Annotated in this window: 21 protein-coding genes; 10 read left to right on the forward strand and 11 right to left on the reverse strand. The window is 68.2% G+C overall.

The window, feature by feature from the left end; genetic code table 11:
• The first annotated feature begins 18 nt into the window (after positions 1 to 18).
• The 3 genes from E0H45_RS39555 to E0H45_RS39565 all read left to right on the forward strand — a co-directional run bounded on the left by E0H45_RS39555 (position 19) and on the right by E0H45_RS39565 (position 3,601).
• Positions 19 to 1,176: an ROK family transcriptional regulator gene (locus E0H45_RS39555; protein WP_131347499.1), complete on the forward strand. Its 1,158-nt coding sequence runs from the start codon at positions 19 to 21 to the stop codon at positions 1,174 to 1,176.
• Positions 1,177 to 1,297: 121 nt separating this feature from the next.
• Positions 1,298 to 3,094, forward strand: a complete 1,797-nt coding sequence (locus tag E0H45_RS39560; protein WP_238155659.1) for a bifunctional metallophosphatase/5'-nucleotidase — start codon at positions 1,298 to 1,300, stop codon at positions 3,092 to 3,094.
• 48 nt (positions 3,095 to 3,142) lie between these two features.
• The gene (locus E0H45_RS39565) at positions 3,143 to 3,601 is read left to right on the forward strand and encodes a MarR family winged helix-turn-helix transcriptional regulator (RefSeq protein WP_131347501.1); all 459 of its coding nucleotides are present in this window, start codon (positions 3,143 to 3,145) and stop codon (positions 3,599 to 3,601) included.
• A gap of 5 nt (positions 3,602 to 3,606) precedes the next feature.
• On the opposite strand, the gene E0H45_RS43750 is transcribed toward E0H45_RS39565, so the two are convergent.
• A complete protein-coding gene (locus tag E0H45_RS43750) occupies positions 3,607 to 3,735 on the reverse strand; it encodes a hypothetical protein (RefSeq protein WP_272949019.1) in 129 nt (42 codons plus the stop codon).
• 256 nt (positions 3,736 to 3,991) lie between these two features.
• Here E0H45_RS43750 and E0H45_RS39575 point away from each other — a divergent pair, with 256 nt between their 5' ends.
• On the forward strand, positions 3,992 to 4,954 hold the full coding sequence (locus E0H45_RS39575; protein ID WP_131347503.1) for a glycoside hydrolase family 6 protein: 963 nt from the start codon (positions 3,992 to 3,994) through the stop codon (positions 4,952 to 4,954).
• A gap of 45 nt (positions 4,955 to 4,999) precedes the next feature.
• Here E0H45_RS39575 and E0H45_RS39580 read toward each other — a convergent pair whose 3' ends face one another.
• Positions 5,000 to 5,548, reverse strand: coding sequence for a MerR family transcriptional regulator (locus tag E0H45_RS39580; protein WP_131347505.1), 549 nt, complete (start codon positions 5,546 to 5,548; stop codon positions 5,000 to 5,002).
• 148 nt (positions 5,549 to 5,696) lie between these two features.
• On the opposite strand from E0H45_RS39580, the gene E0H45_RS39585 reads away from it, so the two are divergent.
• Complete coding sequence (locus tag E0H45_RS39585; RefSeq protein ID WP_131347507.1) at positions 5,697 to 6,776, forward strand: pyridoxal-phosphate dependent enzyme; 1,080 nt, start codon at positions 5,697 to 5,699, stop codon at positions 6,774 to 6,776.
• On the opposite strand, the gene E0H45_RS39590 is transcribed toward E0H45_RS39585, so the two are convergent.
• The gene (locus E0H45_RS39590; protein ID WP_165546773.1) at positions 6,737 to 8,263 is read right to left on the reverse strand and encodes an alkaline phosphatase family protein; all 1,527 of its coding nucleotides are present in this window, start codon (positions 8,261 to 8,263) and stop codon (positions 6,737 to 6,739) included. The genes E0H45_RS39585 and E0H45_RS39590 overlap by 40 nt on opposite strands.
• 172 nt (positions 8,264 to 8,435) lie before the next feature.
• Between E0H45_RS39590 and phnA the strand changes: the two genes are divergently transcribed.
• From phnA to E0H45_RS39615, 5 genes are read left to right on the forward strand one after another with little or no spacing between them, the layout of a single operon-like run.
• Entirely contained in the window at positions 8,436 to 9,791 is a 1,356-nt protein-coding gene (gene phnA, locus E0H45_RS39595) for a phosphonoacetate hydrolase (RefSeq protein WP_131347511.1), read from the forward strand.
• A gap of 47 nt (positions 9,792 to 9,838) precedes the next feature.
• Positions 9,839 to 11,137, forward strand: a complete 1,299-nt coding sequence (locus tag E0H45_RS39600; RefSeq protein WP_131347513.1) for an MFS transporter — start codon at positions 9,839 to 9,841, stop codon at positions 11,135 to 11,137.
• Between the two features lie 19 nt (positions 11,138 to 11,156).
• A complete protein-coding gene (locus E0H45_RS39605; protein ID WP_131347515.1) occupies positions 11,157 to 12,239 on the forward strand; it encodes a zinc-binding dehydrogenase in 1,083 nt (360 codons plus the stop codon).
• A complete protein-coding gene (locus tag E0H45_RS39610; protein WP_131347517.1) occupies positions 12,236 to 13,699 on the forward strand; it encodes an aldehyde dehydrogenase family protein in 1,464 nt (487 codons plus the stop codon). Before E0H45_RS39605 ends, E0H45_RS39610 begins: the two co-directional genes overlap by 4 nt.
• A 45-nt stretch (positions 13,700 to 13,744) precedes the next feature.
• The gene (locus tag E0H45_RS39615) at positions 13,745 to 14,638 is read left to right on the forward strand and encodes a LysR family transcriptional regulator (protein WP_165546774.1); all 894 of its coding nucleotides are present in this window, start codon (positions 13,745 to 13,747) and stop codon (positions 14,636 to 14,638) included.
• Between the two features lie 269 nt (positions 14,639 to 14,907).
• Here the strand turns inward: E0H45_RS39615 and groL are convergent, their stop codons facing one another.
• Genes groL through E0H45_RS39655 form a run of 8 tightly spaced genes read right to left on the reverse strand, consistent with a single transcriptional unit; the run spans position 14,908 to position 23,689 of the window.
• On the reverse strand, positions 14,908 to 16,602 hold the full coding sequence (groL, locus tag E0H45_RS39620) for a chaperonin GroEL (RefSeq protein ID WP_238155709.1): 1,695 nt from the start codon (positions 16,600 to 16,602) through the stop codon (positions 14,908 to 14,910).
• A gap of 19 nt (positions 16,603 to 16,621) precedes the next feature.
• Positions 16,622 to 17,647 carry an NAD(P)-dependent alcohol dehydrogenase gene (locus E0H45_RS39625; RefSeq protein WP_131347523.1) on the reverse strand — a complete coding sequence of 342 codons (1,026 nt, stop codon included), beginning with the start codon at positions 17,645 to 17,647 and terminating at the stop codon, positions 16,622 to 16,624.
• Positions 17,644 to 18,357, reverse strand: coding sequence for an iron-sulfur cluster assembly protein (locus E0H45_RS39630; RefSeq protein ID WP_131347525.1), 714 nt, complete (start codon positions 18,355 to 18,357; stop codon positions 17,644 to 17,646). The genes E0H45_RS39625 and E0H45_RS39630 overlap by 4 nt, the downstream gene beginning before the upstream one ends.
• Positions 18,357 to 19,400, reverse strand: coding sequence for an amidohydrolase family protein (locus tag E0H45_RS39635; RefSeq protein ID WP_131347527.1), 1,044 nt, complete (start codon positions 19,398 to 19,400; stop codon positions 18,357 to 18,359). Before E0H45_RS39635 ends, E0H45_RS39630 begins: the two co-directional genes overlap by 1 nt.
• 15 nt (positions 19,401 to 19,415) lie before the next feature.
• The gene (gene mimD / locus E0H45_RS39640) at positions 19,416 to 19,790 is read right to left on the reverse strand and encodes a propane 2-monooxygenase effector subunit MimD (protein WP_131347529.1); all 375 of its coding nucleotides are present in this window, start codon (positions 19,788 to 19,790) and stop codon (positions 19,416 to 19,418) included.
• A complete protein-coding gene (locus tag E0H45_RS39645; RefSeq protein WP_131347531.1) occupies positions 19,787 to 20,974 on the reverse strand; it encodes a ferritin family protein in 1,188 nt (395 codons plus the stop codon). The genes mimD and E0H45_RS39645 overlap by 4 nt, the downstream gene beginning before the upstream one ends.
• A complete protein-coding gene (locus E0H45_RS39650; RefSeq protein ID WP_202872744.1) occupies positions 20,971 to 22,113 on the reverse strand; it encodes an NADH:ubiquinone reductase (Na(+)-transporting) subunit F in 1,143 nt (380 codons plus the stop codon). Before E0H45_RS39650 ends, E0H45_RS39645 begins: the two co-directional genes overlap by 4 nt.
• On the reverse strand, positions 22,037 to 23,689 hold the full coding sequence (locus tag E0H45_RS39655; protein WP_131347533.1) for a ferritin family protein: 1,653 nt from the start codon (positions 23,687 to 23,689) through the stop codon (positions 22,037 to 22,039). Before E0H45_RS39655 ends, E0H45_RS39650 begins: the two co-directional genes overlap by 77 nt.
• Between the last annotated feature and the right edge of the window lie 59 nt (positions 23,690 to 23,748).

Genomic DNA, 23,748 nt, shown 5'->3' on the forward strand with positions numbered 1-23,748 from the left:
GTCTAGGCTGGGGCGATCATGGGGTCCTCGGTGGCGGACGGTGGCGATCACTCGCGGATGCGGCAGCTCAACGAGCGTGCCGTGCTCGCTTCCGTGCGATCCGCCGGGGAGTTGCGGGTTGCGCAGATCGTGGAGCAGAGCGGACTCGGGCGGACGGCCGTCGAGGAAGTGCTGGCCAGCCTGGTGGAGCGGCGCTGGCTGGTCGAGGAGAGTCCGGCCATCCGCGGGCGCGGGCGGCCGGCGCGCAGCTACCGGTTTCGCGCCGAGGCCGGACACATCGTCGGGCTGGACATCGGCGCGTTCTCGGTCCGTGGCGTACTTACCGACCTCGACGGGCGGATGCTCGCGAACGCGCGACACCCGGTGACGCCGGAGACGCCACGGAAGAAGCGGCTCGCTACGGCGGACCAGGTGATTGCCGACTGCGCGCGTGACGCCGGGGTGCCGGTCTCGCGGGTATGGGCGGTCGGTGCGGGTACCACCGGGCTGGTCGATGCCGCGGGCACCGTCGTACGGGCCAACGCGATCCCGGACTGGGGCGGCACCGATCTGGCCGGGCATTTCACGGCGCAACTCGTTGTCGCAGACAACGACAGCCAACTCGCAGCCCTGGCCGAACAACGCCGTGGGGGCGCGGATCCTCCAGCGGACATGGTGTTTCTTCATGCGGGGTTGCGTACCGGACTGGCGTTGGTGCTGGACGGGCGGTTGCGGCGGGGCGCGTACGGCGCTGCGGCTGACATGTCGGCGCTGCGCGGCGTCGCCTGGGAGGCCGCACTCGAGTACCTGCACGCCGTCGTACCGGCGGAGATTCCCACCGTGGACAAGGCCGAGCGTGCGTTCGCCGCCGCCCGCGACGGAGATCGGCCTGCCCGCGCGGCCGTCCGGAAGTACGCCCACGCGATGGCAGTGGCCGCCGCGACCGCGATCGCGATCGTCGACCCGCGGCTGCTCGTGCTCGGCGGGGCGTTCTCACAAGCGGCCGACGTACTGCTGGAGCCGCTGACCGCCGAGCTGACCCGCCTCTGCCCACGGGTCCCGGAGGTCCGCGCGTCCGCCCTCGGTGGCCTGTGTGTGGCCCTCGGTGCGGCCAGCCTCGCCCAGGACGCCGTCAACACGCGTCTCCTCGCCCCGAGCCGCGGTCCCCTCCCCCAACTCACCACCCGCAGCCTCTGACCTCAGGTTGGCCGATTGTTCACCGGGCCGTTGACGCATGTCCGGTCCGGCAGCTAATAATGTCGGAAACAGGCAATAATGCGCACTAACGCGCACCCCCTCCGCCAGGAAGCAGGTTGCCGTGAACAGTCGGATCCGCCGCCGGACGTTCCTCACCACCACCGGCGCGATCGCCACCGCGACCGCGGTCGGTGACGTCGCGTACGCCACGCCGCACGCGCTCGACGACGCCTCGGAGTACGTCGACGTACAGCTGCTGAACATCACCGACTTCCACGGCTACCTGCAGCCGACGACGCCCAGTCAGGGCAGCGTGATCACCGGCGCCGGCGGCGTCCAGGTGACCGTCGGCGGGGCCGGATACCTGGCCACCCACCTGAAGCGGCTGCGCGAGGGGCAGCGGAACTCGATCTTCTTCTCGTCCGGCGACAACTTCAACGGCTGGCCGTTCGAGGTCGACGCGCACGCCAACGAGCCAACCATCGAGGCGCTGAACGCGCTCGGCCTGCAGTTCAGCACCGTCGGAAACCACGAGCTCGACCACTCGGTGGAGTTCATCGTCGACCACATGGAGAAGGGCAAGCCCTACCCGGTCAGCGGGCGTGACGACAACTTCATCGACTCGACCGGACAGCGCTTCCAGGGCGCGAACTTCCGCTTCTACACCGCGAACATCGTGCATGCGGACACCGGCCGGCCAATCGTTCCGCCGTACAACATCGAATGGGTCGACGCCGGCCGCGGGCGGAAGCTGCCGATCGCGTTCATCCACCTGACCTTGGTGGGTTCGGAGGTGGGATCCACGTCGTACCAGCCCGGGCTGCGGTCGCTGTCCGACCTGGAGCAGGCGAACAAGCTGGCCGCGCAGCTCAAGAAGCGCGGCGTCAACGCGATCGTCATCAACATCCACGACGGCGGCGTCGCCGGGAACGACTACAACGCGGGGACGAACCCGTCGGGGCCGGTGTTCCAGCTGGCCGCGAACGCCTCGCCGGACATCGCCGCGATCGTGACCGGGCACTGGCACTGCCGGTTCAACATGATGGTTCCGGACCCGAACGGCGTACCGCGGCCGGTCGTCGAAGCCGGCAACCACGGGTCGCTGATCAACGAGATCAACCTCAAGCTGGACCCGCGGACCGGCGAGGTCATCCGCGAGCTCACCCGGTCGACCAATCACGCCAACAGCCGCGACGTACCGCTCGACGAAGAGCTCCAGTACATCGCCGACTACTGGACCGCACAGGGCAAGAAGCGTTACGCCACACCGCTCGCGCGAGTCACCGCCGACTTCACCCGTACGCTGAACGCGTCCGGCGAGAGCACGATGGGCAACCTGGCCGCGGACTTCGCCTACTGGGACGCGAACCAGCACCGCGACGGGCGCGCCGACCTGGCCCTGATCTCGGTCAAGCCGGTCTCAGGGTCGAACGCCGTGACCGGTGACCTTTTGTTTGCCAAGGGCACCAATCCGTCGGACGTGGACGGCACCGTGTTGTTCGGCGAGGCGTGGGGCGCCTTCGGGTACGGCAACCCGATCCTGACGGTCACCTTGCCGGGTACCCAACTGCACGCCGCCTTCGAGGCGCAGTGGGTGCCGCAGGCCAACGGCACCGAGAAGTTCGCTCCGTTCGCGGTGTCGCAGAACGTCAGCTACACCTACGACACGACGAAACCGATCGGTCAGCGCGTCGACCCCGCGACCGTACAGATCAACGGGAAGCCGCTCGACCTGAACCGGGACTACCGCGTCGCCGCGCTGGCCTACACGTTGATCGGCGGCGACGGTACGACGGTCTTCGCCGGGTTCACCGATCCGGTCCGCAACGACCGCGACCACGAGGGCTTCATCGCCTACCTGCGCGCGCACCCGGTGCTCACGCCCGCGCCGCTCGGCCGCGCGCGTCCGGTGAGTTAGGCTGCCGTTCGAGATGATCTGAAACCCGGATGATACGAGAGCGGAAGTATGCCGAAGGCGCCGTCGCGCACCGCCGCGATCAGGACCGCGTTGCGGGACCTGCGGGTCCAGCTCGCCCTGCTGAATCATCAGGTCGGGTCCCAGCTGTCCCTCAAGGACGCCGAGCTGGACTGCCTGGACGTGCTCGCCAGGGACGGGGCGCTCACACCGAGCGCCCTGGCCCGGCGGGCCGGCATCCATCCGGCCACGATGACCGGGATTCTCGACCGGCTCGAGCGCGGCGGCTGGATCGTCCGTGACCGCGACCAGGCCGACCGCCGGCGGGTGACCGTCAGCGTCGTCAAGGAGCGCGCGGCGGCGGTCTACCAGGCGTACCGCGGGATGAACGGCGCGGTCGACAAGATCTGCGCCGGCTACTCCGAGGACGAGCTCGACCTGATCGCCGGTTTCCTGAACCGCTGCGCCGAGGCCGGGCACGTGTCCACGGAGAAGCTCGCCGCGAACTGAGCCCATCAGTCGCGGAACGCCGCAGCATGGTCCGCGACCCAGTCCGCGAGGGTGCGCGCCGGCCGCCCGAGGACGCGTTCCACCTCGTCGGTGACCTCCGCGGGCTGCCCGGCGCCACGCTCGTACCGGGCCATCCGGTCACCACGATCTTCATGCTGCTCTCCCTGTCTTGATCATTTGAGTTTCGTATTATCTGATCCTCAAATTACCAGGTAATGGCGGGTCTTCTTTGGGAGCGCTCTCGGGAGCGGGAGCTGAGGCGTTGTGCAGTTTTGAATCGCTGGGGCACAGATGGTTGACGACTGGGTGGCTGATCCGACACGATCGGTGCGGCAGTAACTGGAAGCGCTCCCGGAGTGTCCGCCCCCAAACTCGAGACAGGAGCAGCACATGCGATGGATCCTCAGAGGCCTGGTCGCGGCCGGCCTGACGCTCGGCGTCGCCCTGCCCGCACACCAGGGCGCCGGCGCCGCCACCACCGGCAACCCGGTCCAGCTGACCAGCGGCTTCTACGTCGACCCGAACTCGAACCCGGCCGCCTGGGTCAACAACAATCCCAACGACGGCCGCCGGACCGCGATCCAGAACTCGATCGCGACGAAGCCGATGGCGCGCTGGTTCGGCAACTGGAGCAACCCGATCGGCACCGCGGTCGGAAGCTTCGTCGGAGCCGCCGACGCCGCGGACAAACTGCCCGTACTGGTCGCGTACAACATCCCCGGCCGGGACGCCTGCGGCGGCCACTCCGGCGGCGGCGCCGGCACCCCCGCCGCGTACCGGACCTGGATCCACGACTTCGCCGTTGCCGTCGGCAACCGCCCGGCCGTGGTCGTGATCGAGCCCGACTCGCTCGGCGACTTCAACTGCATGAACGCGGACCAGATCGCCGAGCGCAACGGCATGCTGACCTACGCCGTACAGCAGTTCAAGGACCTGGCGCCGAACGCGTGGGCGTACCTCGACGGCGGCAACGCAGGCTGGGTCGCCGCCGACGTGATGGCACAGCGGCTCAACGGCGCCGGCCTGGCGAACGCGCACGGTTTCGCGCTCAACGTCTCGAACTACTACACCACCGCGCAGACCGTGAGTTACGGCAACGCGGTCAACAGCCACCTGTCCGCTGCGAAGCCGTTCGTCGTCGACACCAGCCGGAACGGCAACGGTACGGGTAACGACTGGTGCAACCCGCCCGGCCGCAAGCTCGGCGTCACGGCCCAGACCGGTGGCGGCGCGGAGATGTTGCTGTGGATCAAGGTGCCCGGCGACTCCGACGGCGACTGCGGAATCGGTGCCGGAATTCCGGCCGGCACCTTCAGCCCGGACCTCGCCATGCACCTGATCAACGGCAGCTGACGCGGCAGACCACCCAGCCCGCCACTACGAGACCGAACGGTCGTCTCACGCCTCCATCGCGGCCGGCAGGCGCCTGGCCAGCACGGCAGCGACTTCGTGCCGGTACACCGGCCGGGCCACGTCGCAGGTGTGCGTGAGGTGACCGGTCCGGAGCATCCGCTGGACCTCGTCGACATCCGTTCCGAGCGCGGTCGCGGCGGACGACAACGTCAACCACCCCTGGCGCAGGCGTGCGAGGACGTCCACGTCGTCGCGTCGCAGTGGCAGCTCCTTGCCGTGCGCCGTCAGCAGTCCGGCCGTGATCAACCGCCGTACGCCGGTCTGGCCGAGGCCGAGCACCGCGCCGGCCTCGGCGACCGACATCCATTGGTCGAGGCCCGACCGGACGACGTCGGACAGCAGCAGGCGGCGGTGCGAACGGGATCGGGCCGGCAGATGCCCGGCCCGGATCAGCCCGGCGACTCGCTGCGGGGGAACCTCCAGCAGGAGCGCGGCTTGCGCGGTGGTGACCAGCGGATCCTCGACCATCAGCGGCTCTCCGAGCAGCTCGGTCAGCCGGGTCCGAAACTCCTTGACCAGTTCCCCATTACCCATTGCAGTCCTCCCCAGGTCCGCTGTGTCCTCTGCGAGCAAACGACGCGGGTCCGGGGTCAGGCGCTCTGTTGCATTGTGACACGCTCAGCGATGAATTGATGCATGTCAGTACCGGCAATTGCCGGCGCAGCGGATGGAGACGCGGAGGATGACGAAGCCTGTGCAGCGCCCGTGGGCGACGAATCCCGGGGCCGGGTCCTGGATCGCGCCAGGAGTGCGGGAGTCCGCGCTGGAGTTCCATCGGAGCATGCCCGGGTACGCCGCGACGCCGCTGATCGAGGTGCCCGCGCTCGCGGAGCTGCTCGGGGCCGGGAGCGTGTGGGTGAAGGACGAGTCGAACCGGTTCGGGCTGCCGGCGTTCAAGGTGCTCGGCGCGTCGTGGGCGGTCAACCGTGCGCTCGGGCCGGCGCGGACGTTCGCCGAACTGGTCTCGCTGGTCGCCGGTCGCCGGCTCACGCTGGTGACCGCGACGGACGGAAACCATGGCCGGGCTCTCGCGTATCTCGCGCGGGCACTCGGCCTCCGGTCCCGCATCTACGTCCCGGCCGGTCTGCCGGAGGCCCCGGTGCAGGCGATCCGCGACGAAGGTGCGTCGGTCGTCGACACCGGCCTCCCGTACGACGACGCAGTACAGGCCGCCGCGGCGAGTGTGCGCGATGGTGACGTGCTGATCCAGGACACCGCCTGGCCCGGGTACGAGGAAGTGCCACGGTGGATCGTCGCCGGGTATTCGACGCTGTTCGCGGAGATCGACGGACAGCTTCCGTCGGAGATCGGACTCGTCGTGGTACCGACAGGTGTGGGGTCGCTGCTGCAGTCCGCGATCGAGCACTACCGGGTGGCGGGCCGCCGTACGTCGGTCCTCGCCGTTGAACCGGTCACCGCCGCCTGCGTCACGAAGTCCCTCGCCGCCGGCCGGCCAGTCACGGTCGACACCTCGGCCCCCACGATCATGGCCGGCCTCAACTGCGGCACGGTCTCCTCCACCGCATGGCCCACCATCCACCGCGGCCTGGACGCCGCCATCGCCGTCACGGATGACGAGACCCGCGCCGCCCAGGCCCTGCTTCACAGCTACAACATCCCCGCCGGTCCTTGCGGAGCCGCCGCCTTGGCCGCTCTGCAAGTCACCGACTCCCGCCCGTCACCGGACGCCGTCGTCCTCATCAACACCGAGGGCGCCACTGCTCAGCCGGCGGCGACCTTGGGTGCGTCGATCGCCCAGTAGCCGTTGTTGCCGGCAGTCAGGTGCCAGGTCACGCGTACCTGGGTAGCGCCGGTGGGGACCGCGGTGGTCAAGTGCATCGCCTTGCTGATGTCGAACTTCGCACCGTCGGCCGCGGAGGCGGTCCACAGCACGCGCTTCACGCCGTTGTCGAACTCCGCCACGACCTCGGCGTCCTGCGGCGGCCCTGCAGCGACCTGCTTGTAGTGGCTCAGGTAGTCGACCTGGACGCCGGAAGCCTTGCGCAGCGGCACCCACGGCGTGGTGAGCGCACTGTCGAACAGCGCACCGCCGGCCGCCGGGTCGCCCTTGTCGTTCCACTCGTCCGGGTCGGCGACGGCGATCACGTCACGCCCCCGGACGAACGAGCCGCGGCCCTGACCTTCCTGGGAGGTCGTCCAGAACTCGCCGCTCATCAGGCGCCAGCCGCGGTACTCGGTCACCCCGCTGCCGGCGGGAGTCTTGTCGACGCGGGTCCACGCAGTCGGCAGCGCAGTCGTCCAGCCGCCGACACCCTCAGGCTTGGGTGCCTCGTCGACCACGCCCGACGTGGCCGGCACGGTGTCGAACGGATCGTTGCTCCGGGCACCGATCGGCACGCCGTCGAGACCCCAGGCCGGGTCGATCGGCAGGCCGAGATGCCGGTAGACCGTCGGCATGATGTCGACCTGCCGCCACTCCCGCCGCAGCGTGGCGGTCGTCGGGATCCCCGGCCCGGCAGCGAGGATCCAGCCCTGGCGTGAGGTGTGCTGGTCGCCGCCGTGACCGAAGCCGGTCTGGCCGTGGTCGGTGGCCGCGACGATCAGCCAACGCTCGTTCCGGTACGTCGCCCGCGCCTTGACCGCGGCGACCAACTCACCGAACTTGGCGTCGACACGACGGATCGCGTCGAGGTAGTCGGGGCTGTCCGAGCCGAGCGCGTGACCGGTCGCGTCGACGTCGTGCAGGTAGACCATCATCAGGTCCGGGTCGTGCTCGCCGAGCATCTCGAGCGCAGCGTCGGTGCTCTGCCGGTCGGTGATCTGCTGGTTGGCGCCGTCCTGCTGGAGTTTCACGTCCGGCCGGTCGATCAGGTAGGTGTTCAGCGGCGTCCAGTCCAGCGTGGTGAACGTCGACAACTCAGGCTTGAGTCCCTCGGCGCGCGTGATGAAGTCCGGGTACTGACTCTTGCGGTAGCCGTTGAACGAGTTGTCGAGCACGTTGTGCTTGTCCGGCCAGACACCGGTGAACATGTTCGAGTGACCGGGACCGGAGTTCGTCCCGGCGATGGCGTTGTCCTGGATGTACGCCGGCCCGAACTGGCCCGTCGCGCCGACGGCGGACAAGTTCGGCGTACCGGCCTGCTGCATCTTGTCCCAGCGCATGCCGTCCATGTCGACGAACAGGACCTTCGGGACGCTGGAGACGGTGGCGGCGGTCGCGGTGGGTGCGACGACCGCGGCGAGCACGATGGCTGTGCAGGTGGTCAGGGCGGTGAGACGTAATCGCATGAGCGGGCTCCTCGGGGCGGACCGGCGGACGACTTCGAACACTGGCAGCCCGTGCTTCCGCGCGGTATGCGGGATCTGGCTATGCGGTCCATAGCCCAAACCGGGGTTCCCGGTGCGACCTGCGGGGCTGGACAGTGACATCGATCCCGAGAACCCGATCGCAGGAGACTCCGTGACCACCACCTTCAGCATCAACGACCGGACCTACACCACCCACGGTGCGCCGGTCGTTGTGATCTGTATCGACGGCAGCGAGCCGGACTACCACCTCGAGGCTGTCAAAGCAGGCCGGATGCCGTGGCTCGCCGAGGTACTCGACAGCGGGCGGGGAACGTCCTGGGAGGCGCACTGCGCGATGCCTGCGCTGACCAACCCGAACAACGTGTCGATCGCGACCGGGCAGCCGCCGTCAGTACACGGAATCAGTGGCAACTACCTCTTCGACACCTCAACGGGTGCGGAAGTGCTGATGAACGACAAGTCGTTCCTGCGGGCGCCGACGCTGTTCGCGGCCGCCAACGAGGCAGGCCTCGACGTCGTCGTCGTCACCGCCAAGGACAAGCTGCGGCGGCTGCTCGGCGCCGGGGTCGTGGAGGCCGGTCCCAGCCTCGACGGCTCCGGTGAGTTCGTCGAACCGAGCCGGCGCGGGATCTGCTTCTCGGCCGAGAAGGCCGACCAGGCCAACCTCGAGGAGAACGGCATCGACGACGTCCTCGCGCTCGTCGGCAGGCCGCTGCCCAGCGTGTACTCGGCAGACCTGTCCATCTTCGCGCTGGCCGCGGGCGTCGAGATCATGAAGACCCGCGGCGCCGACCTGATGTACCTGTCGCTCACCGACTACATCCAGCACAAGCACGCCCCCGGCACCGAGGCGGCCAACGACCTGTACGCCGAGATCGACCGGCACGCCGCACAACTCGAAGCGCTCGGCGCGGTCGTGGTCCTCACCGCCGACCACGGCATGAGCGCGAAGACCGACGACACCGGTGCGCCGAACGTCGTCTTCGTCGAGGACGAGGCACGCCGGATCCTCGGCTCGACCGGCGCCGAGCCGGGGTCGGACGAGCTGCGCGTCATCCTGCCGATCACGGACCCGTACACCGTTCACCACGGTGCGCTGGGCTCCTTCGCCAGCGTCTACCTGCCCGCGGGCGCGGACCTCGACTCGACCATCGAGGCGCTCCGGACGATCGACGGCGTACAGACCGTGTGCAACCGGGACGAGGCCGCCGACAGGTTCTCGCTGCCTGCCGACCGGATCGGCGACATCGTGGTCCTCGCCGAGAAGGGCACGGCCCTGGGCCGGTACGCCGCCTGGCACGACCTGACCGGCCTCGATGCTCCCCTGCGGTCGCACGGCGCGCTGGGCGAGCTGCAGATCCCGTTCCTGATCAACCGGGTGCTACCCCGGCCGGAAGAGCTCGACGAGCCCTGGGGCCGGCCGGCGTACATCCACAACTACGACGCGTTCTGGGTCGCCACGACCCTCGCGTCCGAGCATGACCTCGCGGCCGCCCCTGCGTCGTGAGTCGACCCCGTCCTGCGCGTTACCCCTGAGAGAGGTCTGCGACGAGGATGTCCAGCACACTTGACCCCAGCACCGGCAACGTCTCGGCCGAACCCGTCTCCGACGCCTCCTTCCGGCGCCTCGCCTGGCGAATGTTGCTCGCAGCAATGTTCTGCTACCTGTTCTTCTACACCGGCCGGCAGGCCTTCGGTTTCGCGATCACCGGCATCCAGAAGGACCTCGGCTGGACCAAGGCGACCGTCGGCACGATCAGCGGTATCGCCCTGTGGTCCTACGCCATCGGCCAGATGGTCAACGGCAACCTCGCGGACAAGTTCGGAGGTCGCCGCCTGATGGCTCTCGGGGCGGTCCTGTCGACGGCCCTGTGCATCATCGCCAGCTTCATGACCTCGCCGGCGGGCATGGCCGTCGCCCTCGGGGCCAACGGCTTCGTCCAGGCCATGGGCTGGTCGGCCGGCGGCCGGGTGATCTCCAACTGGTGGAGCCACCACGAACGGGGCAAGAGTTTCGGCTTCTACACGCTGGCGGCCGGTTCGTCGTCGGTTCTCGTCTACGTCACCTCGACGTTGACGATCACGACGTTCGGCCTGGACTGGGAGTGGCTGTTCCGCCTTCCGGTGCTGCTGATGCTCGTCGGCGGGATCACCTTCTTCGTGCTCGCGCGGGACACCCCGAAGAGTGCCGGGATCACGCCACCGCGCTCGTTCACCCATGACGCCGACGATGTCGCGTACGACAGCGAGGCAGCGGCGCCCAGCTCGGCGGACCGCTACAAGGCCGTGCTCGGGATCCCCAGGATCTGGCTCACCGGTATCGCGATCGGGTTCCAGAACGCGGCCAGGTACGGCCTGCTGATCTGGGTCCCGGTGTACTTCCTCGGCGACGCCTGGAAGAAGACCGACAACGCGGTCTGGATCACGGTGGCGCTGCCCGTCGGTATGGCGGTAGGTGCCCTCGTCAACGGTCAGCTCTCGGACCGCCTGTTCGGCTCGCGCCGCGACCGCCCGATCATGCTCTTCATGGTGCTCGGGGCGCTCAGCTCCCTCGGGATCTGGGCCCTGCACCCCGGTGTCGGCCTGGGTATCGTCCTGCTGTTCCTGGCCGGTTTCTTCGTCTACGGGCCGCAGTCGTCGTTCTGGGCGCTGTGCCCGGACCTCGCCGGCAAGGTGATGGCCGGTACGGCGGTGGGCGTGGTCAACTTCTTCGCCTACTTGTTCGCCGGCGCCGCCGAACCCATCATCGGCCGCATCATGGACCACAACGGCGGCGACGCCGGGCTGATCTTTCTCATCGTGGCGATCAGCTGTACGGCGAGTGCCGCCGTAGCGTCGACCATCCGCCGCTGAAACGACTGAACGGGACACAATGATGACGACAGTGAACGCGACCGCGGCGGTCTGGTCCGGCGTGGAAGCGGGCTTCTCCGTCGACACGCTGCCGCTGCCTGTGCTGCGGCCGGGTGAGGTCCTGGTCCGCACCGAGCTGGCCACGATCTGCGGCAGCGACCTGCACACGATCAACGGCGACCGCCCCACTCCGCTGCCGACCGTCCTCGGGCACGAGGCCATCGGCCACGTCGTCGCCACGGGAGGCGGCGTGACCGCCGCTGACGGAGAGCCGGTGAGCGAGGGTGATCGCATCACCTGGACGATCGGTACGGCGTGCGGCACGTGTCGCCGGTGCCTGCGCGGCATACCCCAGAAGTGCCTGTCAGTGCGCAAGTACGGCCACGAGGCGATCGACGACCACTGGAAGCTCAACGGTGGTTTCGGGACGCACGTGCACCTCGTGGCGGGCACTGGTCTGGTGAAGGTGCCGGGCCACTTGCCCGCCACCGTCGCCACGCCCGCCAACTGCGCCACGGCAACGGTCACCTGTGCGGCTCGCCGTACCAAGCTCACCGCGGACGATGTCGTTGTGGTGCTCGGATGCGGAATGTTGGGGCTGACCGCGGTGGCGTATGCCCGCGACCTCGGCTGCACGACTGTGATTGCGTCTGACGTCGATCCGTCGCGCCGCGAGCTGGCGACGCGCTTCGGCGCCACCACCGTCGTCGAGCCGCAGGACCTCGCCGCCACCACGAGCGAGTACGGCGCCGACGTCATCTTCGAACTGTCCGGCAACAGCCACGCGGTCCGGTCAGCGTTCGAGGTGGTCGATCTGGGCGGCCGGATCGCCCTGGTCGGCTCGGTGTCGCCCGCTCCCGAGATCAGCTTCGAACCGAGCGGTTTCGTCAAGAACCTCACGACCGTCGTCGGCAGCCACAACTACCGGGTCGACGACCTTGTCGAGGCGATCGACTTCCTCGAGCGCACGCCGGCGCAACAGTTGTTCGCCGGCCTGATTCCGGCGCCGTACGCGCTGGCCGACATCGTGCAGGCGACGAAGACCGCCAGTACCGGCGGTGCGCCGCGCATCGCCATCGATTTCAAGGAGATCTCCTCGTGAGCCTCGACTTCAAGGTCCAGGCGGACCACCTGCTCAACTACGTCAACGGAACGTGGACACCGAGCAGCGGTGGGCAGACCCGGCCGAACCTCAACCCCGCCGACACCGGCGACGTGATCGGTGAGTTCGGCGAGTCCGTCGCGGCCGATGTCACCGCGGCGGTCGACGCCGCCGAGGCCGCTCAGCCGGACTGGGACGCGATCGGGCCGATCGAGCGGGCCAAGGTGCTGACCAAGGCGGCCCGGCTGATCGAGGAGCGGATCGAGGACTTCGCCGCGGCGATCACCCGCGAGCAGGGCAAACGCCTCGGCGAGGCGCGCGGCGAGGTAACCCGTGGGCTGGCGATTCTCGAGTTCCACATCGGTGAGGCGCGCCGGATGAACGGCGAGACCACCGCCGCCGAGGAGCCGCGCACCGTCGTGCTGACGTTCCGGCGTCCGATCGGCGTCGTCGGCCTGATCACCCCGTGGAACTTCCCCCTCACCATCCCCATCTGGAAGGTCGCTCCGGCCCTGCTGTCCGGCTGTACGGCGGTCCTCAAGCCATCCCCGCTGACTCCGCTGACGGCGGCTCTGCTCGTCCAGGCGTTCCACGACGCGGGCGTGCCGGCCGGCGTACTCAATCTCGTGCAGGGCGACCGCGAGGCCGGCGAGGCCCTCGTCGACGATGAGCGAGTGGCCGGGATCTCCTTCACCGGATCGCTGCCCGTTGGCCAGGCCATCAACCGGGCCGGCGCCGGCCGCCTGATGCGGACCCAGCTCGAGCTCGGCGGCAAGAACGCGCTCATCGTGCTGGCCGACGCCGACCTCGACGCGGCGTGCGACGCCATCGTCCACGGCGCGTACGGCCAGTCGGGTCAACGGTGTTCGGCCACCAGCCGGATCATCGTCGACCGCGCCGTACACGACGAGCTGATGGCCCGGCTCGCCCCGCGGGTCCGCGCCATGAAGATCGGTCCGGGAGACCAGCCGGACGCCGACATCGGTCCGGTCGTCAACGACGAGCGCCACCAGGCCTGTCTCCAGGCCATCGAGCAGGCCGTTGCCGACGGCGCCGAACTGCTGGCCGGCGGTGGGGCGGCCGAGCTCGGCACCCCGGGGTACTTCGTCAAGCCGACGCTGCTCGACGACGTCGCATGGGACTCCGAACTCGCCCAGGAGGAGGTCTTCGGGCCGGTCCTGTCCGTCATCACCTGCGACGGGTACGACGACGCGATGCGGATCAGCAACTCGGTGAAGTACGGGATGTCCGGGACGATCTTCACGCAGAACCCGGCGCTGATGTTCCAGGCGCTGCAGGACTTCCAGGCAGGCATGTTGCACGTGAACCGCCCCGGTGTGGGCGCGTACTCGCACCTGCCGCACATGGGCGCCAAGGCCTCCCAGCTCGGCGCGCCGGAATGCTCGCCGGACGTCTGGAACTTCTACACCGACCTCCGGTCGGCCTGTATCAGGTACTGACGTCTCCGTGCGACGATGGCCGCGTTCTCGCAGGAAAGGCGGCCGATGTTCAGTCTCACGCAGCTGGAGATCCTGGTTCGCGTCGTCGACGAAGGTAGCTTCTCCGCGGCGGCGAAGTCGCTCTACATGAGCCAGCCGGCCGTCTCCAACCACGTCCGGCAGCTGGAGCGGAGTCTGGGCGTGAGCCTGGTCCAGCGCGGGCCGCACGGCGCCCAGCCGACGCCTGCCGGTGCGGTCGTCGTGGAGCATGCGCGCGAGGTCCTGGCCCTGCTGGACCGGCTCGAGCACGCGACCGCCGGGTACCGCGGGCTCGACACCGGCCAGCTCGTGGTGGCCGGTACGACGACGTTGGGCACCTATCTGCTGCCGCGCCTGATCAGCGAGTTCACGATCCGCGCACCCAAGGTGTCGTGCCAGATCCGGGTCGGGAACGAGGACACGGTCGAGTCGTGGTTGCTGGCCGGCGAGGTCGGCCTCGGCCTGTGCGCGGCGACCCCGACGGCCGAGGCCCTCCGCAGTGAGCCGGTGCTGACCGAGGACATGGTCCTGGTCGCGCCGGCCGGCTGCCCGCTGAAGGATCGCCGGATCACCGCGGCCGACATCGCGACCAGCCGCTTCCTGCTCCGCGAGCCGGGATCGGCGACCCGCCGGCTGCAGGAGCAGTCGCTCCGCGCCTGGGGACTGGATCAGGTCGACACCTGGGACCTGTGGGGCTCGGACACGGTGAAAGAGGCAGTACAGCAGGGGCTGGGCCTGGCGGTCCTGTCCGAACACGTCGTACGCCGCGAGGTCGAGGTCGGCTTCCTGGTGTGTCTCGACATCAGCCCGGCTCCCCCACAGCGCGAGGTCTCCCTCGTCCGCCGCGCCGACCGAATCCTCACTCCTCCCGAAGAGGCCTTCACAGCCCTGGTCCGAGCCACCGCGGAGTGGCCCCGCTGACGTCCAAGCCGCAAGTGTCCTGCGCCGCAAGTGGCGTCATAAGTCCACCCAACCGAACCCGACGCGCCTCCCCAAACCGGTTTGGGGAGGCTCTTCCCTCCGACTGGGGAGCACCACTGCCCGATCCGGGTGGGCAGGACTCCCCAAACCGGTTTGGGGCCCGAACGACAGGCAGCGTGAGTGGGTGGCTGGCTTCGGATATGGGGCGCGAATCTCCTGCTGGCTGGCTGGCTGGCACGAGGCTGCCCGGACCTCTTCCTGCGGCAGGGTTAGCCGACTGATGGGCCGAGGCCCAGGGACTGTGGTGTGCTGGAGTCCGGGGACGGCTGGTGGAGGCCCTCATCCAGGGCGCCGTACTCGGTCATCAGGGCCGCGCTGCCGCCCCACGGGGTTTGTTCCTCGGCGATCAAGGTGTTGGTGGTGAGGAGCAGGCCGGCGACCGAGGCGCCGTTCTGCAGCGCTGACCGGGCGACGCGGAGCGGGTCGATGATGCCCATCTCGAGCATGTTGCCGTAGCGGCCTTCGAGTGCGTCGAAACCGTCGTCGACACCCATCTGGCCGGTTCGCTCGAGCACCTCCGCACCGTTGTAGCCGGCGTTCGTCGCGATCAGGTACGCCGGCTCACGCAACGCCCGCCGTACGATCTCGACACCGGTCGCGTAGTCGTCCTTCACCTCCAAGGCGTCGAGCGCCGGTGCGGCATGGAGCAGTGCCATCCCGCCTCCGGCGACGATGCCCTCGGCCATCGCGGCGCGGGTGGCCGACAACGCGTCCTCGACCCGGTGCTGGAGCTCCTTGAGCTCGGCCGGGGTCGGTGCGCCGACCCGGATCACCGCGACCTTGCCGGACAGCGAACCGATCCGTTCGGTGAGCACGTCCTCGTCGACGCCGAAGGTCGCGCGCTCCAGCTCGGCACGCAACTGCGCGATCCGGAACGCGACCTCCTGCTCGCGCCCGGAAGACGCGACAATCGCGGTACGGTCCGCATTCACCCGGACCTGATCCGCGCGGCCCAGCTGGGCGAGCGTCATCGTCTCGAGGGTGAAGCCCGAATGCCGGCTGTACACCGCGCCACCGGTGATCGCCGCGATGTCCTCCAACTTGTGCAGCCGCCGGTCGCCGAACCCCGGCGCCTTCACGGCCACGCACTGGAACAGCCCGTTGACGTGGTTGTGCACCAGCATGCTGAGCGCCGTACCTTCGAGGCTCTCGGCGATGATCACCAACGGCCGCGGCTCGCGCATGATCTTGTCCAGCAGCGGCATGATCTCCTGCACCTTGGTGATCTTCTCGCTGCACAACAGGATGTACGGGTCGTCGAGGTTGGCCTGCAGGCTGCCCGGGTCCGTCACCATGTACGGCGACAGGTAGCCGTTGTCGAACTCGAATCCCTCGACGAAGTCGACCCCCATGCCGTGGACGGCGGACTCCTCGACCGTGACGATCCCGCCGTCGCCGATCGTGAACAGCGCCTTCGCGATCGCGGCGCCGACCACGTCGTCGTCATTGGCCGAGATCGCCGCCACCCGGGCGAAGTCCAGCTCGGTGGCGACCGGATGGGCGACCTCACGGAGCCGCTCGACCAGCTTGCCGACGGCCACGTCGATGCCCCGCTTCACCAGGACCGGGTTGCCGCCGTTGGAGATCGCGATCATGCCCTCGCGGATGATCGCCTGTGCGATCACGGTCGCGGTGGTGGTGCCGTCGCCGACGATGTCGTTGGTCTTGATCGCGGCTTCCTTCACCAGTTGCGCGCCCATGTTCTCGAACTGGTTCTTCAGGAAGATCTCCCGGGCGATCGTCACACCGTCGTTGGTGACGACCGGCGACCCGGTGATCTTCTCCAGGATCACGTTGCGGCCCTTGGGCCCGAGCGTCGACTTGACCGCGTCGGCCAATTGGTCGACGCCGGACAGCAACAAGTCGCGAGCCTGCTCTCCGAATCTGAGTTCCTTGGCCATCAGTTCCCTCCGGAAATGGTCGTTACGGAACGAGGATCGCGCGGCCGCGGACGCGGCCGGCATCGAGATCGGCGACCGCGTCGGCGGCCGCGTCGAGGGGGTACGTCCGGGTGTGCAGCGTGACCTTCCCGGCCTGGGCGAGCGCCATCAGTTCGGCCAGCTCGTTGAACGTGCCGACGATGTTGCCGACGATGTTGCGTTCGGTGGAGATGATGTCCAGAGTCGGGATCTGCACCTGGCCGCCGTACCCGATCACGAAGTAGGAACCGCCGCGGCCGGTCATCGCGAAGCCGTCCTGCTCCGCGCCTTGCTCGGCGACGAAGTCCAGCACGACGTGCGCGCCGGCACCGTCGGTGAGCTCCAGCACGGTGTCCACCTGTTTGCCATCAGCAACTACCGTCTGGTCGGCACCGAGCTGCTCGGCCAGCTTCAGCGCGTCCGGGTTACGGTCGACGACGATGATCCGGGCCGCGGTCAGCGCCGCCAGGCACTGCACGCCGATGTGCCCGAGACCGCCCGCGCCGATCACCACGGCCGTCGTGCCCGGCGGCAGCAGCGGAAGCGCCTTGCGGACCGCGTGGTACGCCGTGATTCCGGCATCAGCCAGCGCTGCGACATCCTGCGGCCGGGTGCTCGGGTCCAGCTTCACGCACGCGCGGGCAGAGGTCAGGAGGTACTCCGCCATCCCCCCGTCGCTGTCGAGTCCCGGGAACGTGCTGTTCTCGCAATGCATGTCGTCCCCGGCACGGCAGGCGCGACACAACCCGCAGGTCGGGGTCGGGTGCAGGATGACGGTGTCGCCGACCTGCACGTTGGTGACGGCCGAGCCGATCTGGTGGACCCAGCCTGCGTTCTCGTGACCGATCGTGTAGGGCAACGACGGGTGCATCGCCGCGTCCCACTGACCCTCGATGATGTGCAGGTCGGTACGGCACACTCCGGCGCCGCCGATCTTGACGACGACGTCCAGCGGGCCCTTGACGACCGGTTCCGGTACGTCGTCGACCACTGGTTGCTGGTGGTACCCGTGCAGTCGAACGGCCTTCATCCCTGCTCCTCCTCGCCCGCACCGGACTCGGCGTACCGGTGCTTCAGCATTCCCCTGCAGATCCCGGTGTTGGCCTCGATACCGGTCCGGGTCAACCGGGCCAGCCCGAGGTGCCGTGCCGCCGCGGCACCGGCGATCGCCGCACCCGTGCCGACGTCGACGAGCAGCGGCGCGTCCGGACCCACCGGCAGCCCGAGCTCGGCCCGGCGCCGGACCAGCCGGTCGAGCTCGGGTGACGGCGGCACGTCGGCGATCGTCAGCCGGGCGACGCCGGCCGGATCGATGCCTGACGCAACGAGTGGCCGGCAGACCTGATCGGTCCCGGCCAGCACCGCCTTGGCGACGAAGGTACGGCGCAACTCGTCCAGCTCGGCCGTCGCCTCACCGTCGAACGACGCGACGAACCCGGCTCGCAACGCCACGCCGGCGTTGATCTGCGCGGCCGCGAAATGATCCTCCAGCGCGACGTCGACCGACCGTACGGCGGGCAGCGCGGAGACCACGTCGTACGCGTCGGCGACCATCAGGAAGGCGAAGTTCGGCGCACAGAAGTACGTCGGCAGCCGCAGCCGGACGACCACGTCACCGGCGGCCGACACGACGCAGGTGGACACGAAACCCAGCGTCGTGATCGGCTCGTCCAGCTCCGGGTCCCGGACCGCACCCAGTGCGTCCAGAACCCGGTCCCGCTCGGCAACCATCGTTGTCATTACGACGAAACCAGCTTGGAGTCGTCCTGTGCGGCCGGTGTGTCCTCCTTCAGTTGCAGCTCGTCCGGCACCTTGAGGTCGTACAGCTTGGCGGCGTTCAGCCCGAGGATCTTCTTCTTGCCGTCCACCCCGAGTCGCGGGTAGTCCGCGAACTCCGGCTGGTCGGGGAACTCCCAGTCCACGAAGCCCTCGATCTGCCACTTCGGCTCCCAGATGCCGTAGTCGCTGCCGAACGTCATCTTGTCCTCGCCGACCCAGAACAGCAGCTCGCCCATCACCTTGGCGAAGAACTGCGGCCGCGCGTGCATCAGACCGCCGATGACGACCGACAGACCGGCGTACACGTTCGGTTCCTGCGTTGCCATGAAGCAGAAGTCCTCGATCCGCGGCAGCCCGACGTGCTCGACGATGAAGTTGAGCTCCGGGAAGTCGGTCGCGGCGTGGTCGACGTCCGAGACGTCGAACGCGTCCTTGTCCAGCGGCCAGATCGTGGGGCCCTTGTGGACGTGGATGTTCTTGATCCCCAGCTCCTGCGCCTTCTCCAGGTAGCGGTACGAAGCCGGCTCGCTGAGTTTGTAGCCCCGCGATCCGTTGTTCCACTCGGCCGTGTAGAGCTTCACGCCGCGAGAGCCGTACCGGTCGACGTTGGCCTTCAGCTCCTCCAGGCCGGCGTCGCTGTCGCGTGGGTCGAACCGGGTGTTGTGGACGAACATGCCCGGGTGCTTCTCACCCAGTGCCGCGTTCTTCTCGGTGGTGTTGAACCCTTCCTTGTACCACTCCTTCAGGTACGTCGGCTGGAACACCGCGACGTCCACGTAGCCGTCCTCGAAGACGTCCTTCATCAGGTCGTCCTCGGAGTACTTCATGAACTTCTCGATGGTCCAGTGGGTCTCCTTCGGCGCGAGGCTCTGGTAGGCGTGGAAACACTCGATCCAGCCCTTGGCGTACTGCTCGGCCCCCGGCACCCAGTTGTCGGGGCCTGCGTCCCAGAAGTGCATGTGGCTGTCGACCACGAAGTACTTCTCACCGTTCTTCTCGTACACGAAAAGACCCCCTTGTCAGCTGGATGCGGTCAGGTCGAAGCCGATGTACTCGGCGGCGTCCTCGGGGTTGGCGAACATGATGGTCCGGTCGTCCAGGTGCACCATCCGCCCGTAGTGGGTGGACATGTTCTCCTCGAACTCGGCCTGGTCGAAGTACCCCGGCTCCTCGCCGAGCGCCTCGGAGATGTCGTCGTACACGAAGTCCATCCGGCCGATCGCGTCGACCCGGATCATCGACGGCAGGTGCGTCACGGTGACGTTGTCCACACCGGTCATCACCTCGGCCACGACCGCGCCGACCTGGTTGTTCATCAGCGTCACACCGCACTTGTTGGACGCGGTGCTGTCCGACTTGAACGGGCTCTCGACGACTGCCCTGAGCGTGGTCACTGTGCCAACTCCTTCGGTGCCTCGAGGCCCAGCTGGCCGAGGATGCCGCTGAACCGGTTCTTCACGCGGTCGAGACCGTCCTCGAACCGTGGTGGTTTGGCGTCCGGCTGCGACCAGAGCGGCTGCAGCTTCCGGGCCGCGCCCAGCGCCTTCTCCGTCCAGGACCCCAACCAGCCCGTCAGGATCGCCTTGTTGTGGTCCGCGAACTCCTTGTCGTTCGTGAGCAGCTCGAACATCGCCGTGGTGTAGCGCAGGTCGCGTTCGGCGAAGTCGTACTCGGCCGCACCGATCACCGTCGGGGTGACGAAGTCCCCGTTGCGCGGGGACGCCTGCTGGACGAGCTGGCTGCGGAACAGCTCGCCGACGAGCGGTTCGAAGACAACGTTCGCGGCGAAGATCGCCTCGCACCAGTCGTCGATCGCCGTCAGCTGCTCGGCGACGTCACGGACGCCCTGCCAGGCCGGGTCGTTGTTCCAGGTCTGCAGGTGCGCGCTGCCGTCGAACCCCTCGATCTCCTCCGAGAGCGTGAGGTTGTAGAGCGCGAGGTCCTGCGCGGCGCGGATCCGGTGCATGCTGTTCACCGAGATCGCGTTGTTGTGCATGTTCGTCGGCGCGCGCCGGTTCGCGTTCGCGAACAGGTACAGACCGAGGCCGTGGTCGACGTGCATCCAAGCACCGACGTGGTGCTCGACGAAGCGCACCCAGTTCGGGTTCCACTGCTCGAAGGCCTTCGACTGCTTGGCCGCCTCGACGTTCTGGGTGACCTGGCGGACGACGTTCGAGTTGTAGCGGTAGAGGGTGAGTTCCCACTCCTCGTTCGGGTCGCGGAACTCGTGCCAGCCGGTGGCCGGCCAGTCCTTGACCATCAGCCCTCCGGTCCCGGGTCCGCGCTGCGGTGACGGTTTGTCGGAACCCCAGGCCTTCAGCGCGGTCCAGTCCAGCGGATAGCCGCCGCGCCCGTCGGCGAACCCATAGAGCCAGCCCTGGCTGAGGTAGTGCCGGGGGTCCGGCTGGACGTCGACCGTGACGTCCTCGTAGTGGCTCTGCTTGCGCTTCTGCGGCTTGTAGTAGTTGTAGTGCCGGAGTGTCGAGTCCGGGAACTCCTTGGCGCCGGCCTCGGCGTCGGTGAAGACCGGCTTGGGGACACTGCGTTCGAACTTAGGTGAGTCCTGTGTGGTGGTCATAGGTTTCCTGCCTCCAGCACCTTCGAGTCACCGGCGTCGCCGGTCGTGGTGAACTTGTCGTAGTAGATGTGCTTCGTCGCGACACCGAGCCGTTCGAGCAGCGGGATCGCCGCCTCGACCATCGGCGGCGGACCGCACACGTAGGCATCTGCGCCGGTGAGATCCGGCTCGAGCCGGCGGACCACATCGGTGATCAGTCCGCTCTCGCCGTCCCACTCGTCTTCCGACAGGGCTGGCACGAACCGGAACTGCGGTAACCGTTCCTCCAGCTCATGGAGCTCGTCCTCGAAACATAGGTCGGCACGAGTACGGGCGCCGTAGTAGAAGACCGCCGGCCGGTCGATGCTGCGGTCGGCCATCGACCGCAGCAACGACAGGATCGGCGCCAGTCCGGCGCCACCACCGACGAAGACCAGCCGGGCGCCCGGGTTGTCCCGGAGGGTGAACACCCCGAAGGGCCCGCTCAGCTCCAGTCGGTGGCCGACCTGCAGTTCGGTGTCGAGAAACTCCGAGAACAGGCCGCCCGGGTAGACCTTGATGACGAACTCGAGTTGCCCGCTCTCCCGGCTGGACGTGTTGGCCATCGAGAACGAGCGGCTGGCATCCCAGCCCGGCACCTGGAGGTCGACGTACTGCCCGGGAAAGAACTTCAGTTCGCCGGGGCCGGACAGCTTCAGCACCAGGTGCCGCAGGTCGTGGGTCACCGGGGTGATGGCCACGACCTCGGCGGTGCGCTCCTGGATCGGCAGCCCGGACCGGATCATCTCCTCGTCGTAGTTGAGCAGCTCGATCGTGAGGTCCTCGAACGCGTGCGCCCGGCAGAGCAGGGTGTAGCCCTCGTCCAGCTCGTACTCGGGCAGCGCGAAGGTGGAGTAGCGGTCCAGGTCGATGTCCTCACCATCGAGGACGAACGACTTGCAGGACGCGCACTGTCCCTCCTTGCAGCCGTGCATGAGCATCACGCCCTGCTCGGCCGCGGCACGCAGGATCGTCTGTTCCTCGTCGACCTCGATCTCGATGCCGACGGGCTCGAACCGCACGACGTGCTTGCCGCCCATCGGATCAGGCGTCGGCAGGTGCGGGACGGCCGGCGGGGCCTCCCTTGACGTAGCGGGCGGCGAACGCGGTGCGCTCGTCATCGGTCATCTCGTTGAGCAGCACGTTCGGGCTCGCCAGCGGCGGGCACTTGCGCAGGTGGTCGAGCGTCCACATCTTGTCCGGGTCCAGGTCGAGATGCGGCTGCGCGACCATGGTCTTGCCGTCGTCGCGGACGAAGCCCATGTCGGAGACCACATCGGCCCAGTTCCAGCCGTGGTACAGCGTCTCCCACTCGCGGTGGCCGATCAGCTTGCCCATGTTCGGCGTCTGCCGGCCCTGGTACGTCGGCCGGAACGCGGTCTCGTCGGTCCACTTGCACATCTCGTGGCAGTACGTCCGCCACTGACCGTCGACCTTCGCCATCACCATGTCCTCACGGACCAGGCACGGCACCATGCACGTCCAGCAACGGTGCGGGTACTCGTAGTCCACGTCCTCGAACACGATCGGCTTGTGCCCGTTCGGCCGCGACAGGCGGTTGTAGTTCTCCCACCAGGCGCCGTACTTGTCGTACCAGCCCGGGTACTTGTACTCGAACCACTCGAAGTCCTTGTCCGTCATCGGGTCGATCCGCCAGTAGTTGGCGAGCCAGCCGGTGGCGAAGAACTGCGCGACCTCGTGCACGTAGCCCTTGTTCCAGATCTGGTTCCAGGACTCCTCGATCAGGTCGTGCGGGATCTCGAGCCCGTACTTCTCGAGCGGCACCAGGTAGCTGCGGTAGTAGTCGTCGTAGATCCAGCGACGCCACATCTCCGCGTAGCTCTCGCGGTCCTTACGGCGGTCCTTGGTGCCGTACTCGATGAACGTGCCGATGGCGGCGTCGACGACCCGGTGGTTGTTCCACCACGCGTAGCGCAGGTCGCGGGCGAGCAACTGGTGGTTGTCCTCGTCGGCGAGCGCCATCAGCAAGGTGGCGTAGCCGTTGCTGATGTGCCGGGACTCGTCGGACTGGACCGAGTGGAAGACCGTCGGCAGGAGGTAGTCGCCGTTGGCCGCGGCCTCGGCCGGCATCGCGACGAACAGCGTGTTGGTGAACGCGGTCTCCGCCACGATGGTCAGGTAGATGCTGGCCGCCGTGATCGCGTCACCGGTGATGAACCCCTCGGCGAACTGCCGGCCGATGGTGCCGCAGTAGTCGCTCTGGAAGTTCCGCAGGCTCGAGTTGAAGCCCGCCGGGTCGATGTAGTTGTTCATGTACAGGCGTTTGAGGTTCTGCTGGATCGTCGAGTGCCTGACCTCGTCGATCATCTGGATGGCCTGCCCGTTGTGCAGCTCGGGGTTCGGGACGGTCCGGAACAGCAGCGGCATCGCCCGCGCGGCGGAGATCTCCGGCAGCGGGATGATGCTCAGGAACAACTTCTGCCACTCCAGCCAGCGCTCCTGCACCTGGCGGAACATGTTGCCGCGGATCGCGCCGTCGGAGGCGCCGTACACCCGGTGGTCCTTCTCTTCCTGCATCGGGAAGTACGACCGCAGGACCTGCTTCAGCGGGTCCTTCTTCTGCGCCTTGCGGAACGTGTAGTCGGTGCCGTACTGGGAGACCGGCTCGTGGTACGCCGGTTCCCAGGACAACTCCTGGATCTTCTGGTGGGCCTTCGCCACACTCTGGCGACTCATGGCACTCCTCCCGCTCATGTGACCGGCTGTTATCTGCAGTACACGTGGGAGGGGACGCG

Source organism: Kribbella soli, from assembly GCF_004331345.1.
GTDB classification, from domain to species: Bacteria; Actinomycetota; Actinomycetes; order Propionibacteriales; family Kribbellaceae; genus Kribbella; species Kribbella soli.